The sequence below is a fragment of the Aquitalea sp. LB_tupeE genome (genome assembly GCF_013391415.1).
Classification (GTDB): domain Bacteria; phylum Pseudomonadota; class Gammaproteobacteria; order Burkholderiales; family Chromobacteriaceae; genus Aquitalea.
Genome location: NZ_JACAXB010000013.1, coordinates 297,769 through 313,669, shown reverse-complemented (window position 1 = coordinate 313,669; position 15,901 = coordinate 297,769). Strand labels below are relative to the sequence as shown.

12 protein-coding genes are annotated in these 15,901 nt (G+C 57.5%); 1 reads left to right on the top strand and 11 read right to left on the bottom strand.

The features are described from left to right. Positions 1 to 31: 31 nt before the first annotated feature. Complete coding sequence (locus HWX34_RS06805) at positions 32 to 1,906, top strand: ribonuclease catalytic domain-containing protein (RefSeq protein ID WP_178971522.1); 1,875 nt, start codon at positions 32 to 34, stop codon at positions 1,904 to 1,906. A 244-nt stretch (positions 1,907 to 2,150) separates the two neighbouring features. On the opposite strand, the gene HWX34_RS06800 is transcribed toward HWX34_RS06805, so the two are convergent. The 11 genes from HWX34_RS06800 to edd all read right to left on the bottom strand — a co-directional run bounded on the left by HWX34_RS06800 (position 2,151) and on the right by edd (position 15,798). Then, on the bottom strand, positions 2,151 to 2,969 hold the full coding sequence (locus HWX34_RS06800) for an HDOD domain-containing protein (RefSeq protein ID WP_178971521.1): 819 nt from the start codon (positions 2,967 to 2,969) through the stop codon (positions 2,151 to 2,153). 90 nt (positions 2,970 to 3,059) lie between these two features. Then, positions 3,060 to 3,902: an aldo/keto reductase family oxidoreductase gene (locus tag HWX34_RS06795; protein WP_370459681.1), complete on the bottom strand. Its 843-nt coding sequence runs from the start codon at positions 3,900 to 3,902 to the stop codon at positions 3,060 to 3,062. A gap of 96 nt (positions 3,903 to 3,998) precedes the next feature. Next, positions 3,999 to 6,014 carry an acyltransferase family protein gene (locus HWX34_RS06790; protein ID WP_178971519.1) on the bottom strand — a complete coding sequence of 672 codons (2,016 nt, stop codon included), beginning with the start codon at positions 6,012 to 6,014 and terminating at the stop codon, positions 3,999 to 4,001. A 291-nt stretch (positions 6,015 to 6,305) separates the two neighbouring features. Next, positions 6,306 to 7,415: an ABC transporter ATP-binding protein gene (locus HWX34_RS06785; protein ID WP_178971518.1), complete on the bottom strand. Its 1,110-nt coding sequence runs from the start codon at positions 7,413 to 7,415 to the stop codon at positions 6,306 to 6,308. A 3-nt stretch (positions 7,416 to 7,418) separates the two neighbouring features. Then, positions 7,419 to 8,222: a carbohydrate ABC transporter permease gene (locus tag HWX34_RS06780; RefSeq protein WP_178971565.1), complete on the bottom strand. Its 804-nt coding sequence runs from the start codon at positions 8,220 to 8,222 to the stop codon at positions 7,419 to 7,421. A 46-nt stretch (positions 8,223 to 8,268) separates the two neighbouring features. Then, positions 8,269 to 9,171, bottom strand: a complete 903-nt coding sequence (locus HWX34_RS06775; protein ID WP_178971517.1) for a carbohydrate ABC transporter permease — start codon at positions 9,169 to 9,171, stop codon at positions 8,269 to 8,271. Between the two features lie 203 nt (positions 9,172 to 9,374). After that, positions 9,375 to 10,619, bottom strand: a complete 1,245-nt coding sequence (locus HWX34_RS06770; RefSeq protein WP_178971516.1) for an ABC transporter substrate-binding protein — start codon at positions 10,617 to 10,619, stop codon at positions 9,375 to 9,377. Between the two features lie 263 nt (positions 10,620 to 10,882). Next, a complete protein-coding gene (locus tag HWX34_RS06765; RefSeq protein ID WP_178971515.1) occupies positions 10,883 to 12,316 on the bottom strand; it encodes a sensor histidine kinase in 1,434 nt (477 codons plus the stop codon). Continuing rightward, positions 12,309 to 13,004 carry a response regulator transcription factor gene (locus HWX34_RS06760; protein ID WP_178971514.1) on the bottom strand — a complete coding sequence of 232 codons (696 nt, stop codon included), beginning with the start codon at positions 13,002 to 13,004 and terminating at the stop codon, positions 12,309 to 12,311. The genes HWX34_RS06765 and HWX34_RS06760 overlap by 8 nt, the downstream gene beginning before the upstream one ends. Positions 13,005 to 13,337: 333 nt before the next feature. Continuing rightward, on the bottom strand, positions 13,338 to 13,961 hold the full coding sequence (locus HWX34_RS06755; protein WP_089082976.1) for a bifunctional 4-hydroxy-2-oxoglutarate aldolase/2-dehydro-3-deoxy-phosphogluconate aldolase: 624 nt from the start codon (positions 13,959 to 13,961) through the stop codon (positions 13,338 to 13,340). A gap of 1 nt (position 13,962) precedes the next feature. After that, positions 13,963 to 15,798 carry a phosphogluconate dehydratase gene (gene edd, locus HWX34_RS06750; protein WP_178971513.1) on the bottom strand — a complete coding sequence of 612 codons (1,836 nt, stop codon included), beginning with the start codon at positions 15,796 to 15,798 and terminating at the stop codon, positions 13,963 to 13,965. Positions 15,799 to 15,901: the final 103 nt, after the last annotated feature.

Sequence of the window (15,901 nt, the reverse complement as noted above, 5' to 3'; positions counted from 1 at the left end):
ATTCTGGCTTGTTGAATCAGTTGGCGCGCAAATGAACGTATTTTACGAAGAAAGCGGTTCTTTCAAGGTTGGCACCATTGTTTCCCGTGCCGATGCCAGCTTGCAGGTAGATACGCTGCATGGCAAGCGAGCCAAGATCAAATCAAGCAATGTTTTTCTCGAGTTTAGCTCGACTCTGGCAGATTTTCTGCCTGCTGCAGAAAAAATGGCTGATGAAATTGATCTGGATTTCCTGTGGGAATGCAGTCCGGAAGACGAGTTCGAGCACGATGTGCTGGCCGCCGATTACTGGGGCCACGCCCCCTCCGCGCTGGAGAGCGCCGCCATCATCCTGCGTGTGTTCGGCGCCCCCATGTATTTTTACAAAAAGGGCAAGGGCCGCTACAAGAAGGCCCCGGAAGAGGCGCTGAAAGCCGCCCTGGCCGGCATCGAGCGCAAAAAGCGCGAGCAAGAGCAGATTGACGCCTGGGTGGCCGAGCTGAAGGCCGGCACCCTGCCAGAGGCCATCCGCAGCCAGTTGATGGCCTTGCTGTGGAAGCCCGACAAGAACACCCTGGAATTCAAGGCATTCGATCAGGCCGCGCGCGAGCTGAACCAGCCGCCGCTGAAACTGGCGCAAAGCGTCGGTGGCATCAGCTCGGTACCGGACTACCTGATGGCCGGTTTCCTGATGGAATACTTCCCCAAGGGCAGCGGTTTTGGCAAATACGCCCCGCCGCAGTTGCCGGAAGAACTGCCGCTGTCCGAGGTGGCGGCCTTCTCCATTGATGATGCCAACACCACCGAAATCGACGATGCGCTGTCGGTGGTCGACCTGCCGGATGGCAACAAGCGCGTGGGCATCCACATTGCGGCACCGACGCTGGGTGTGCCGGTGGATTCGGACATCGAGAAGCTGGTATGGGGCCGCCTGTCCACCGTGTATTTCCCCGGTGGCAAGATCACCATGTTGCCGGATGACGTGGTGCAGGCCTTTACCTTGCAGGAAGGGCAGGACTGCCCGGCGCTCAGCCTGTATGTGGACGTGACGCCGGACTTCGAGCCGGTGGCCTATGAAAGCCGTATCGAGCGAGTGCGCATTGCTGCCAATCTGCGCCATGCCGAGCTGGAGCAGCAGTTCAACGAAGACACCTTGCTGAACGACCCGGGTGTGGATTACCCGTTCAAGCGCGAGCTGACCTGGCTGTGGCACTTCGCCAACGCGCTGGAAAAGCGCCGTGGCAAATACGACCCCACCCGTCCGGTGCAGATGGACTACAACTTCGATGTGGTGGATGGCAAGGTGCTGATCACCCTGCGCAAGCGTGGTGCCCCTATGGACAAGCTGGTGTCGGAACTGATGATTCTGGCCAATAGCGAATGGGGCCGCATGCTGGCCGAAGCGGATATCCCGGCCATGTATCGTGCCCAGAGCATGGGCAAGGTACGCATGACCACCCGTCCCGAGCCGCATATCGGTCTGGGCGTGGCGCAATATGCCTGGGCCACCTCGCCGCTGCGTCGCGCCACCGACTTCGTCAACCAGCGCCAGCTCACTGCGATGATTCGTGGCGAGAAGCCGCAGTTCGAGCAAGGCAATGCCATGCTGTTTGCCCTGCTGCGTGACTTTGACACCACCTATTCGGCCTATCTGGGTTTCCAGGACAAGCTGGAACACTTCTGGTGCCTGCGCTGGTTCACTCAGGAAGGGGTGAGCAATATCACCGCCACCTTCATCAAGGAAGACCTGGTGCGTATCGACGGTCTGCCAATGCGGGTACGCATTCCCGGCCTGCCGGAACTGGCGCGTGGCGACCGCATCCAGCTGAGCGTGATTCGTATCGACGAGCTGATGGCCGAGATCGAATTCCGTTTTGTCGGCGTGGTGGGGCATGTCGAGGCCGCCAGCGAGGAAGAAGAAGGCTGAGGCTTGCCTTGTCGGCCTTGAAAGCAAAAGGCTGCCAACAGGCAGCCTTTTGCTTATTGATACAACCCTCTCGCGTTCTGAGAAAGAAAGCGAGGCTCCCTTACAGGGTAAGGGCGGAGGAATAGGGAATAAATGGGCAGGCTGCGGAAGTCATCGCTTAGCCGAAAGCCCCGGCTCTGCCGGGTCCGGTGCAATTGCGCCAACTTACTTGGTCAGCAGCCTTTATTGTCGTTTGCCGGGTAAATCAGAACATATCGTCGATGCCGGTGCAGGCTTCTTTCAGATCACCGATGGCACCGGTCAGTGCATCGCGCTCAATGCCCAGTTTGTCCACCACGCTCCAGGGCAGGGTGGTCAGCATGTCGCCCTCGCTCATGTCGTGATTGAAGCCAGCGACCAGATAAGCCGACAGGCCAATCACGATGGCAAAGCGTGAGACATCGCCCAGCAAGTCGTGCTGATCGCGAATGGCTTGCTGGATGTCGTCCGGGAAATTCCAGCGCCGTGCCAACTCGGCCCCCACTTCGGTCAGGTCCACACCCAGCAACATGCGTTCGGTGGCGACCCGGTCTGCTCCGCCGGCCACGATCTTGTCGATCTGCGCGGCTTGTTGCGGCATGGCCACGTGCAGTACCAGCTCACCGATGTTCGACAGCAGGCCGCAGGTATAACCCAGTTGCGCGTCCAGCTTGGCCAGCCGGGAAAGCCGCTTGGCGGTATTCGCCATGGCAAAGCTGCGTTGCCAGAAGCCTTTCATGTCAAAGCCCGGTATGCCGGCGGTGGCACTGGTAATGCCGGAGGCAATCACCAGAATGCGCAGGTTGTCAAAGCCCAGCAGTACCACGGCATCGTCCAGCGAACCCACACGGCGGCTGCCGCCAAAGCGGGCGGTATTGGCCAGCCGCAGTACGCGGGCAGTCAGTACCTGGTCGTGCCCGACCTTGTCGCTGATTTCATCAATATTGATATCGGTCTTGTGAAAGCTTTCAATCAGTTCCTGCACCACCTTGGGTACCATCGGCAACCGTCCGGATGCCTGCTCGAAAAGTTCAGCCACTTGCATGCCATATCCCCTTTGTCATTGTCCCGCTTATTGAGCTTAGGTGAAGTGTTGCAGAAAAAAAGGCCAAAAATGCCGATCTTGCACAAGCAGTCAGGCGACTGGCTGGCCGTGGGCCGCTTCCAGCAGGGCAAACCAGTGCTGGCGGTCCAGTTGCAGGCGGCAGGCGGCAGCTGCTTCATCCAGCGAAGCCAGGCGGCGCGAGCCGGAAATGGGGATGGGCCGGGCCGGGTGGCGCAACAGCCAGGCCAGTGCCAGTGTGGCCGGGCTGACGCCCAGCTCGCTGGCAATGCGCAGCAGGGTGGCATGCAGCTGTGTCCTGGCGTCTGTCTGCAGCAAGCGCCCGCCTGCCAGTGGCGACCACACCATGGGCCGGATGCCGGCTTGCAGGCACTGGTCGAACCTACCGTCGAACAAGGGTGCGGTATGCAGTAGCGAGGCTTCCACCTGATTGGTGAGCAAGACCGTACGGGACGAGAGCAGGGCGAACTGGCTGGGGCTGAAGTTGGACACGCCAAAGTGCCGCACCTTGCCGCTTTGCCTGAGGCTGGCAAAGGTATCTGCCACTTCGTCCGGGTTCATGAGCGGGTCCGGGCGGTGAATCAGCAGCAGGTCCAGATAATCCGTGCCCAAGTTTTGCAAGGAAGCGTCCACTGAGGCCAGGATATGCGCGCGGCTGCTGTCGTAGTGCTTGACCTGCCAGCCACGGCTGGCATCTGCCGGCTTGATGCCGCATTTGCTCACCAGCTGGATGTGCTCGCGCTGGCCGGGGTTGGCTTTCAGCCATTGACCGAACAGTGCCTCGCAGCGAAAGCCGCCGTACAGGTCGGCATGGTCAAAGGTGGTGATGCCGAGCTGGATGGCGTGCTCGATCCAGTTCGCCAGCTCAGCGGTGGAAAAATTCCAGTCGTGCAGCCGCCATAGGCCGGCGGCCACCGGTGAAAAAACTGGCCCTCCAGGCGGAAGATTTGAAGCGCTGCAGGCACTATGGATTGTTTGCATGATTCGCTTTCATGGAATGTATCTGGTTGATTAACTTAAAAAGCTATTCAACCTGGAAATAAAATGTGGGTCCTTTTCTAATAACATCTCGAAAAGAGATCGGCTGCCATATCGATTCAGGTGACCATAGTCATTGTTTTTGTAAAGAGGAAGTCCCTTGTAATTTATTTCACACTTATCTGTTGAGCATGGTGAATGGAGCGTATCTACAAAAAATACATTTTTATTTTTTTGGGCAATATCTTTAAGAAAATTAGAGATGTTATTCTGGTCAGTGCTAATGGCCGATGACGGGTAGTTGCATATCTGTTTTGGGGCGAGTAGCAGGCTGTTTTTTAAAGCGCAATCAATTTGATTCTCTTTTAGGTACGGAATGTCATTGAACAAAATAATTTTTTTACCACTCAGGGTTAGTACGTTTAATGTATCCAGAAATTTCTTTCTGAACTCTCCTGAGTAAAATCCATGTATATTTGGCGTGGTGTTGTTCCCACCATCGTAAGTAATCCATGTGGCTGATATTGCAACTATGTTGATAGATTTATCATTAAGGATGGCTTGGACAGTGTTGATATTGTGTTGATTGCACTGCCTATCATTCTGTGCAATGGCATGATCTGGTGAAAATCTATCCATTTTTTCAACCGGAGGGCACATGCTGAATGCGTGATCCATGAACTTTATATGAGCACTTTTGCCTAGTAGATCAATAAAGTCAATCAGATGATATGCATGGCTGTCTCCCCATAAAATGCCGAATTTATCTGATTTCGTATCGCCAAGCATGCAGTCTTTTTGTATTTTAAAATCGGTTTGTACCCAGCATTTTTCTGTACGAGCATCCTCCCATGCAGTGTCTTTTCCAACTTTGCTTATCAATTGTGTTGTGTTGTTATATAAAAATTCAAAATTACTGGTATATTTTCCCGTGATGACCAGGCTAAGTGATATTACAAAGGGAAGAATTGTAAAGTATAGAATGGCATTCTTTGGTGCCATTTCCATTTTTCGAATCGGATTTTCAATTGCAAAGCTTGTGCCTAATGCCAACAGGTAAGTGACAGGAATGCCAATATAGAACAGCGCATTATTGCTTGCGCCATTCTTCAATAAAACGACAAATATAGGCCAATGCCATAAGTATAGACAGTAAGAGAGCTTGCCAATGTGAGTGAGTAGAGACGTTGACAGTACGTTGTTTAAGAAATTTCCATGCTGATTAAAAAAGATAAGCCCTGCAGTTGCAAGCACAGGAATCAGAGTGTAAAGGCTTGGAAATGGAGTGTATTGTGTGAATAAAATGGCACTTGATAATATAAAGCCAAGGCAAAGAAGAGGAATTTTATTATATAAATGATTTGTCTTGTGTGTGTGGGGGGTTCTTTCAAGTAATGCCACTGCAACACCCGGGATAAATTCAAATACTCTTGCTGGGAAAGAAAAATAAGAAGGGCCCGGTGTTTTATGAAACAGATACTCAGCCAGTACAAGTGATGCGCAAAAGAAAAATATCAACAGCGCCGCACGATATTTTTTTCCTGTAAAAAACAAGAAAGCGGGTAGTAATAGGTAGAACTGTTCTTCAATGGATAGTGACCATATGTGTAGTAGTGGGATGCTGCGGCTATCAGTTGCAAAATATCCAGTGTTGGCTGCTTGAAAACTGTTGGAAATGAAACCAAAAATAAAGGCTATGTTTTTAACGGTAAACCGTAAAGATTCGGGAATGTTAAAGAGTAATGAATACAAAAATGAGAAGCAGCAAATGACAGCAAGCGAAGGGATAAGTCTTTTACAACGTTTTGCGTAAAATTTTACGAGCGAGAAAGAATTTTGCTCAATGGATGATGAAATGTTTTTGGTTACAACGTATCCGGAAATGACAAAAAATATATCAACACCAATATAACCGCCACTTAAAATGGTACTAGATGCGTGGCAGATGATAACCAAAATAACCGCAATTGCCCGCATACCTTCAATGTCTAGGCGGTAATGACTTTCTGGTGGTGATTTGAACTGGGTCATGTTGGGTAAAGTGCGCATGGGTTACTGAATTTATTTTAAATTCGTCACTATACATCAACATGGACACCATATCCATGTGCTAGCATGGCACTTCAGTTTTAGCCTTGGAGTGAATTGCAGCGAATACCATGGAGAGGCTATCGCGCCGGGCAGAGTGGTTAAATTTTATTTGCTTATGGCCGTAACCCCCATGCAGGCTAGGGGTACGGCCATAAGCATTACCTATTAAGATTTCAGCGTCAGTTCAACGTTGATGCTTACATTGAGGCTAGCGAAAAATCTGATGGTTGTAACGGATGATGACAGATGTCAGGCAATCCGTTGTTCTGTGGTCGGGTCGAACAGCACGGCTTTGGAGACGTCAAAAACCAGTTCCATGCTGTGGCCCGGCAGTTTGGCTTCTGTCGGGTGGGTACGGCAGCATACCTTGGTGTTGTTGAGCGAGACAAATACCAGGGTATCCGGCCCGGTGGGTTCAATCACGTCGATATGGCAGGACATCACCGGCAGGCCTTCGCGGTAGGCGGTGCGGGCGTCGGTGATCTGCTCCGGGCGGATGCCGAAGATGACTTCGCGGCCCAGCCACGGCCGCATTTTTTCCTGCGCATGTGGCAGCGGCAGGATGACGCAGCCCTGGTCGTCGCAGATTTTCACTCCCAGCACTCCGGCCGATTCCACCACCTGTGCCGGAATGAAGTTCATCGACGGCGAACCGATGAAGCTGGCGACAAACAGATTGGCCGGATTGTCGTAGATGTCCTGCGGGCTGCCGAACTGCTGCACGATGCCGTCCTTCATGACTGCAATGCGGTCGCCCAGTGTCATGGCCTCGATCTGGTCGTGGGTGACGTAGACAATGGTGGATTTCAGCCGCTGGTGCATCAGCTTGATTTCGGTACGCATCTCCACCCGCAGCTTGGCGTCCAGATTGGATAGTGGCTCGTCAAACAGGAAGATGGACGGGTTGCGTGCCAGGGCACGGCCCATGGCCACACGCTGACGCTGGCCGCCGGACAGCTGCGAGGGCTTGCGATCCAGCAAGTGCGTCATTTGCAGCATCTGTGCCACACGCTCGACGGTAGCGTCGATTTCACCCTGTGGCATCTTGCGGATTTCCAGGCCGAAGCTGATGTTCTTGCGCACGCTCATCGAGGGATAGAGCGCATAGCTCTGGAACACCATGGCGATGTCGCGGTCCTTGGGTGACAGGTCGTTCACCCGCTTGCCGCCGATTTCGATGTCTCCGCTGGAAATATCATCCAGCCCGGCAATCATGTTCAGCAGTGTTGATTTGCCGCAACCGGAAGGACCCACCAGAATCAGGAACTGGCCGTCTTCGATGGCGATGTCGATGCCCTTGAGCACCTCGGTGCCGTTGGCGTAAGTCTTGCACACATTATTGATGGAGAGAGCAGCCATCGTTCAACCTTTCACAGCACCGGCTGTCAGGCCACGCACAAAGTAGCGGCCGGCAACCATGTAAACGAACAGGGTGGGCAGGGCGGCAATGATGGCCGCTGCCATGTCCACGTTGTATTCCTTCACCCCGGTAGAGGTGTTCACCAGATTGTTCAGCGCCACGGTAATGGGCTGTGATTCGCCGGCGGCAAACACCACGCCGAACAGGAAGTCGTTCCAGATCTGGGTGAACTGCCAGATCACGCACACCATGAAGATGGGGCCGGAAATGGGCAGCAGGATGCGGAAGAAAATGGTCCAGAAACCTGCACCGTCAATGCGTGCGGCCTTTACCAGCTCGTCCGGGATGGTGACGAAGAAGTTGCGGAAGAACAGCGTGGTGAAGGCCAGGCCGTAAATCACGTGCACCAGCACCAGACCGCTGGTGGTATTGGCCATACCCAGCTCGCCCAACAGGCGTGCCATTGGTAGCAGCACCACCTGGAAGGGAATGAAGCAGCCCACCAGCAGCAGGGTGAACAGCACGTCCGAGCCACGGAAGCGCCACATGGACACCACATAGCCGTTAACCGCGCCAATCAGCGTGGAAATCAGCACCGACGGCACTGCCATCTTCACCGAGTTCCAGAAAAAGCCCTTCATGCCGCCACATTCCACGCCAGTGCAGGCGCTGGACCAGGCCTTGCTCCAGGCATCAAAGGTGATGGATTGCGGCAGGGCAATCAGGTTGCCGCCACGGATGTCGTCCAGGGTTTTGACCGAGGTGGACAGCATCACGTACAAGGGCAGCAGGTAGTAAATGGCCATCAGCACCAGTGCGGCATACAGCACGATGCGGCCGGGAGTCAGGTGTTTAGCCACGTTTGGCACTCCTTGTTTCCATATACATCAGCGGCACCAGTACGGCGACGATGGTCATCAGCATCATCATGGCCGAGGCAGCCCCCAGGCCCAGCTGGCCACGGGTAAAGGCAAACTGGTACATGAAGATGGCCGGTACGTCGGATGCCGTGCCGGGGCCGCCGCCGGTCAGTGCCATCACCAGATCGAAGCTCTTGATGGCGATGTGCGACAGGATCAGCAGTACGCTGAAAAACACCGGACGCAGGCTGGGAATGATGATGCGCCAGTAGATGACCGGCAGGCTGGCCCCATCCACCTGGGCGGCCTTGATGATGGAATCGTCAATGCCACGCAAGCCGGCCAGGAACAGCGCCATCACAAAGCCCGACGACTGCCATACTCCGGCAATCACCACGGTGTAGATGGCCTTGTCCGGATCTACCAGCCAGTCGAAGGTAAAGTTGGGAAAGCCCCAGTCGTTGATGACTTTCTGCAGGCCCATGTCGGGGTTGAGCATCCATTTCCAGGCGGTGCCGGTGACGATGAAGGACAGCGCCATCGGGTAAAGGTAAATGGTGCGCAGTGTGCCTTCGGCGCGGATTTTCTGATCCAGCAGTACGGCCAGGAACAGGCCGACCGCCAGCGTGCAGCCAATGAACAGGCCGCCGAAAATGCCCAGATTGGCCACGGCAGTCCACCAGCGGTCATTCTCGAACAGTGCCTGATACTGGATCAGGCCGGCGAAATCCATCTGCGGCAGCAGGCGCGACTCGGTCAGCGACAGCCAGCCGGTCCAGGCGATAAAGCCGTAAACGAACACCAGGCTGATCAGCAAGGTGGGCGACAGCACCAGCTTGGGTAACCAGCGGTCTGCCAGCGCCGACAGGCTGGCTTGTGATTGGGATGAGGACATGAATCAATCCTTGCATGCAGCCGTGGCGAGCATGCGCTTGCGCGCAGCAGGCCGCGTCCGGACGGTGATGACAGTCCGGAACAACAGACGGCGTACATGTTTTGCTTCGGTGTGGGACAGACAGCTACCGGGCCGGCTAGGCTGGCAGCTGTCTACGGCATAGCGCGCCCGGGCAAGGTGCCCGGGGCAATATGACTGCTTGCTTAATGCACCTTGCCAGCCTTGGCCAGACGTTCGGTGGCGGTTTTCGGGCTCATGGAGGAGTTCATGAACTGCGAAATCACGTCATCAATCGCGCCTTCGGTGGCAGACGGCATGGCCATCTTGTGGGCGAAGCTGGGCACCAGGCCACCGCTCTTGGAGGCAGCGGTCAGGTCGGCCTTGGACTTCTTGGCACAGTCGTCAAACTTGTCCATCGGCGTATCCAGGCGGGCCGGGATAGAGCCCTTGTTCAGGTTGAACACTTCCTGGAAGTTCTTGCTCATCACGGTTTCGGCCAGATCAGCCTGAGCCTTCTGCGCTGCCGGGTCCTTCTGCTTGAACATGGCCAGGCTGTCGATGTTGAAGGTGAAGCTGCCAGCCGTGCCCGGTGCTGCTACACACAGGAAGTCCTTGCCCGGCTTCTTGCCAGCGGCGGTGAATTCGCCCTTGGCCCAATCACCCATGAACTGCATGCCTGCCTTACCGTTGATCACCATGGCAGTGGCCAGGTTCCAGTCACGGCCAGCCGCGCCCTTGTCGATATAGGTTTTCACCTTTTGCAGGGTTTCAAACACTTTCAGGGTGGTGGGGCCGGCCAGGGTGGCCTGGTCCAGCTGCACAAAGGCCTTCTTGTAGTAGGCCGGGCCACCTACGCCCAGTGCCACCGATTCAAACAGGGTGGCGTCCTGCCACGGTTGGCCACCGTGGGCAATCGGCTGGATGCCGGCTTTTTGCAGTTTGTCAGCCGCTTCGAAGAATTCCGGCCAAGTGGTCGGCACCTTGGCACCGGCCTTCTTGAAGGCCTCCGGATTCACCCACAGCCAGTTCACGCGGTGTACGTTCACCGGAGCGGCTACGTACTGGCCCTTGTATTTCATCACCTGGCTGACCACCGGCGGCAGTTGTTTGTCCCAGCCTTCGGCCTTGGCCACAGCATCGATATTGGCCAGCACGCCTTCGGCACCCCATTCCTGGATGGCCGGGCCCTTGATCTGGGCGGCAGTCGGCGGGTTGCCGGATACCACGCGGGTTTTCAGCGCGGTCATGGCGTTGTCACCACCACCACCGGCCACGGCGAAGTCTTTCCAGTTATCGCCCTTGGCGGTCATCATTTTTTTGAGTTCGGCCACGGATTTGGCCTCGCCACCGGAAGTCCACCAATGCAGCACTTCCACTTCACCGGCAAATACGCTGGCCGGCAGCAGGGTGGCGGCCAGCAGGGCTGCGCTCAGTTGCTTGCGTTTCATTCTCTTGTCTCCGTCTTGTAGCGTTGCATTTCGGTTTTTATATTCCATCCCGCAGGTGGCTGCGCGTGGCAGCAAGCGGGATGTGCAAGAACTATAGCGGCAGATTGTAAGTTTTGTGTAAGGATTGCGAGGAAATGCTGTAAGAAAATACCAGCGATGCAATGCAATGCGACATGCCATTGGAATGAAACCAATCACTTCAAGGCACTGAACTGGTGCTGCTATGCAGCAAAATGGTGCGCTGTAGTGTGTCAACTACACTACTAGACAGTTTCTTCAGCTTCTGTTTTCTGATTGAAAATCAGGCTGGCACACAGGCCATGCGGCAGGTTGTCGCTCAGTTCCACCCGGGTGTGATGGCGGCGGGCAATCTCCTGCACGATGGCCAGACCCAGTCCGCAGCCCTTGCCGCCCACGCTGTTATTGACCCGGTAAAAGCGCTGGAACACCTTGTCGCGCTCGGCCATGGCAATGCCTGGCCCATTGTCACGTACTGCCAGATGCAACTGCTGGCCCTGACGGTGCAGTTCCACCGTGATTTCGCCACCGGGCGGGGTGTACTGGATGGCATTGTCCAGCAGGTTGGCCAGCAGCTCGCGCAGCAGGCCGGCATGGCCCTGCATCAGCATTTTTTCATCGCTGCTGTCCAGGCCCAGGTCCAGCCCGCGCGCCAGCGCACGCGGCACGGCTTCGGCAGTCACCTCGCGCGTCAGCTGGTTGAGGTCCAGCACGCTGCGTTGCAAGCCGGTTTCCGGTTCGGCACGGGCCAGCGCCAGCAACTGGTTCACCAGATGAATGGAGCGTGCGACGCTGGTTTCCACTTGTTCCAGCTGGCGGCAGGCGCGCGGAATGTCCGGCGTCTGGCCTTGCAGTTCCGCCTTTACCAGCTCGGTTTGCGATTTGAGCCCGGCCAGCGGTGTGCGTAATTGATGCGCGGCATCGCCAATAAAGCGCCGCTGCTGGTCCACCTGGCGGTTGACCTCTTCCAGCAGGCTGTTGATGGCGGCGGTCAGGGTGCGTACCTCGGCCGGCGCATTGTTGACTTCGATGGGGGCCATATCGCGTGGCGAGCGGTTTTCCACTACCCGGCGCAGACGGCGCAGTGGCGACAGGCCACGGCTGATGCCCGCCCAGACCAACAGGCTGGTGAGCAGCATCAGCCCCATCAAGGGCAGGCCCATGTCCAGCAGGATCTTGCGCGTGAGTTCGGCACTCAGCGCCCGGCTTTTGGCCACTTGCACCAGCATTAGTTGCGGTTGTTCCGGGGTGCCGGCCAGCAGGTAGAGTGCCGATACGCGCACATCCTGGCCCTTCATGCTGGCGTTATAGAAATAACTGTTGCCCGCCTTGGCCACCAGCTCACGCGGTGGTGGCGGCATGCTGGGCTCGCCCAGCAGGAAGGCAGAAGGCGGCGAGCTGACCATGTAATACACGCGGTCGCTGGGGTCTTCTTCCAGGATTTCCCGCGCCGCACGGGGGAAGTCGACGTAAAAGCCGTTGCCGAAGGGTTTCACCTGCCTTGCCAGCGCGCGTGATGTCTGCGCCAGTGTCTGGTCGATGACTTCATTGGTGTAGCGTACCGCCATGGCATGCGCCAGCATGGCCGCCGCCAGCCACAGCACCAGTTGCGGCAACAGCAGCCAGATCAGCAACTGGCGGCGCAGCGACAGCTGGCGCGGGCGAGTGGTTTCAGTCATCTGCAGCCTGCATCAGCAGATAGCCAAGGCCGCGCACTGCGCGAATGCCCACGCCGCTGCCATCCAGCTTTTTGCGCAGGCGGTGGACATACACCTCCACGGCATTACTGCCGATTTCCTCTCCAGCGCCAGTCAGTGCGGCGGAAATCTGTTCTTTGGTCAGTACTTTTTCGGCCTGGCTCAACAGGATGAACAGCAATTCCAGCTCGCGGGCGGACAGTTCCAGCGGCTGGTTGCCTGCCCAGGCGCGCTGGGCGCTGGGGTCCAGTCGCAAGCTGCCGAAGTGCAGCTCTTCCGGTTGCAGCGCGTCGCGTTGCGGGTCGATGGCGCGCTGGCGGCGCAACAGCGCGCGGATGCGGGCTTCCAGTTCCGGGAATTCAAACGGCTTGACCAGATAATCGTCGGCACCGGCATCCAGCCCGGCCACGCGGTCTTCCATGCTGTCCAGCGCCGTGAGTAGCAGGATGGGCAGCGCAGGCTGGTGTACTCGTACATTGCGCAGCACCTTCAGGCCGTCCTGACCGGGCAGGCCGATATCCAGAATCACCGCATCAAAGTGTTCTGCCAGCAACATCTGCTGGGCAGTCAGGCCATTGTCGCTATGACTCACGGCAAAACCCAGCTGGCTCAGGCGGGTGAGCAGGGCATCGGCCAGCACGGCATCATCTTCGGCCAGAAACAGTTTCATGGGACGGCAGCATTCGGAAAGGAAGGCTTGATGGTAGTGCAGATTCACCGGGCTGTGCCATCACCGCGCGGTGTGCGCTGCAGCAAAAAGCCCGCACGGGGCGGGCTTGCAGGCTGCTGACAAAGTAATCTGGTTCGATTGCACTGGACCCGGCAAAGCCGGGCCTTTCGACTCACTTATTGATTCCGCAGCCTTCCCATCTATTCTCCATCTCCCCGCCCTTGCCCTGCCAATTGAAGATGGGAGCCTCGCTTTCTTTTCAGAAAGCGAGAGGAGTTGGTCAACAATCAGTAAAGCCCGCACGAGGCGGGCTTATAAATTGCGTGGGCGGGCTTATTGCGCCAGTGCGCTGGCCTGCTTGGCCAGTTCGGTGATGCGGGCCCAATCGCGGTTGGCAATGGCGTCTTCCGGTGTCAGCCAGCTGCCACCGACAGCCAGTACGTTTTGCAAGGCCAGATAGTCCTTGGCCTTGGCCAGATCAATGCCGCCGGTCGGGCAGAAGCGCAGGTCCGGCAGCGGGCCGGCCAGCGATTTGAGCAGCTTGATGCCGCCCACGGCTTCGGCCGGGAACAGCTTGAGGATGTCAAAGCCCTCGTCCTGCGCACGCATGGCTTCCGATGCGGTGGCCACACCCGGCAGCAGGGTGAGGTTGGCATTGCGCGCGGCAGAGGCCAGTTCCGGGGTCAGGCCGGGGCTGACACCAAACTGGGCACCTGCGTCCAGCGCGGCTTCCAGTTGGGCGCGGTTGCGCAGCGTACCGGCACCCACGATGGCACCGGGTACTTCGTCGCGCATGCGACGCATGGCAGCCAGGGCCGCCTTGGTGCGCAGGGTGACTTCCAGCACGCGGATGCCACCATCCACCAGCGCACGCGCCAGGTCTACCGCCACAGCGGCGTCATTTACCACGATGACCGGTACTACCGGTCCCTGGCGCAACAGGGTCAAAGCGTCCATATCAGTTTCTCCACAGCGGGTGATGGAAGCTCATGGCACCAGCTTCCGCGGCGTCGGCGGATTCGCGGAAAACTGCGAACAGTTCACGTCCCACGCCAAATTGATTGTGTGCAAGGTCGGCACGCGCCAGTTCGCGTGCGGCCCATTCTTCAGCCGGTACTTTCACTTCCAGCGTGCCGGCCACGGCATCCAGTTTCACGATGTCGCCATCACGGACCTTGCCGATACTACCGCCCAAGACCGCTTCCGGCGAGACGTGGATGGCAGCAGGCACTTTGCCCGACGCGCCGGACATGCGGCCATCGGTCACCAGTGCCACGGCAAAACCGCGTTCTTGCAGGATGGACAGGGCCGGGGTCAGCTTGTGCAGCTCAGGCATGCCGTTGGCGCGCGGGCCCTGGAAGCGGATGACGGCGACAAAGTCGCGTTCCAGCTCGCCGCGCTTGAACGCAGCCAGCATGTCGTTCTGATCGTTGAATACGATGGCAGGTGCTTCCACGATGCGGTGTTCCGGCTTGACGGCGGATACCTTGATCACGGCGCGGCCCAGGTTGCCGGACACCACGCGCAGGCCGCCATCGGCGCTGAACGGGTCGGCCACGGTGCGCAGCACGCTGTCGTCCCCGCTCACGACCGGGGCCAGACGCCATTTCAGTGTGCCGTTGTCCAGCCAGGGTTCGTTGGCATAAGCCGACAGGCCACGGCCAACGATGGTATCCACGTCTTCATGCAGCAGACCGGCGGCCAGCAGCTCGCGAATGACAAAGCCCATGCCGCCAGCGGCGTGGAAGTGGTTCACATCGGCCTTGCCATTGGGGTAGACGCGGGTCAGCAGCGGGATGATGGCCGACAGTTCGTCAAAATCGTCCCAGTTGATGTCGATGCCGGCGGCGCGGGCAATGGCCACCAGATGCAGGGTATGGTTGGTGGAGCCACCGGTGGCCAGCAGGCCGACAATGGCGTTGACGATGGATTTTTCATCAATCATGCGGCCAACCGGAGTGAAATTATCGCCCTGGGCGGCAATGTGGGCGGCCTGGCGTGCAGCGGCGCGGGTCAGTGCCTCGCGCAGCGGGGTACCCGGATTGACGAAGGCGGTGCCCGGCAGGTGCAGGCCCATGATTTCCATCATCATCTGGTTGGAATTGGCCGTGCCATAGAAGGTACAGGTGCCAGGGCCGTGGTAGGACTGGCACTCGGATTCCAGCAGCTGATCCCTTCCCACCTTGCCTTCGGCGAACAACTGGCGCACCTTCGCCTTGTCGTCGTTGGCAATGCCGGTGGTCATCGGCCCGGCCGGAACAAACACCGCCGGCAGATGGCCGAAGGTCAGCGCGCCAATCATCAGGCCAGGCACAATCTTGTCGCACACGCCCAGATACAGGCTGGCGTCGAACATCTGGTGCGACAGGGCCACGGCGGTGCTCATGGCAATCACGTCACGCGAGAACAAGGACAGCTCCATGCCCGGCTGACCCTGGGTCACGCCGTCGCACATGGCGGGCACGCCACCGGCAAACTGGGCGGTGGCACCGGCTTTCAAGGCTTCTTCCTTGATCCAGGCCGGGTAGGCTTCCAGTGGCTGGTGAGCGGACAGCATGTCGTTATAGGCAGACACGATGGCCAGGTTGGGGCGGTGGGCTTCTTTCAGGTGAATCTTGATATTGTCCGGCATCGCCGCAAAGGCGTGAGCCTGGTTGGTGCAGGACAGCTGGGCGCGTTCCACCTTGCCCTGCTGGGCGGCGGCATGAAGGTGATCCAGATAGGCAGCGCGACGCTCGCGGCTGCGATCTATGATGCGCTGGGTAACGGCGTGCAATACCGGGTGCAGGGCCATGGCGATTCCCGTGATGAATGTGGGTAAATGGTAGTTTTACTACACTTAAATTGCAAGAATTCAGCCAGTGCCTTGTCGTGACAAAATGGGGGTGATTAGCATG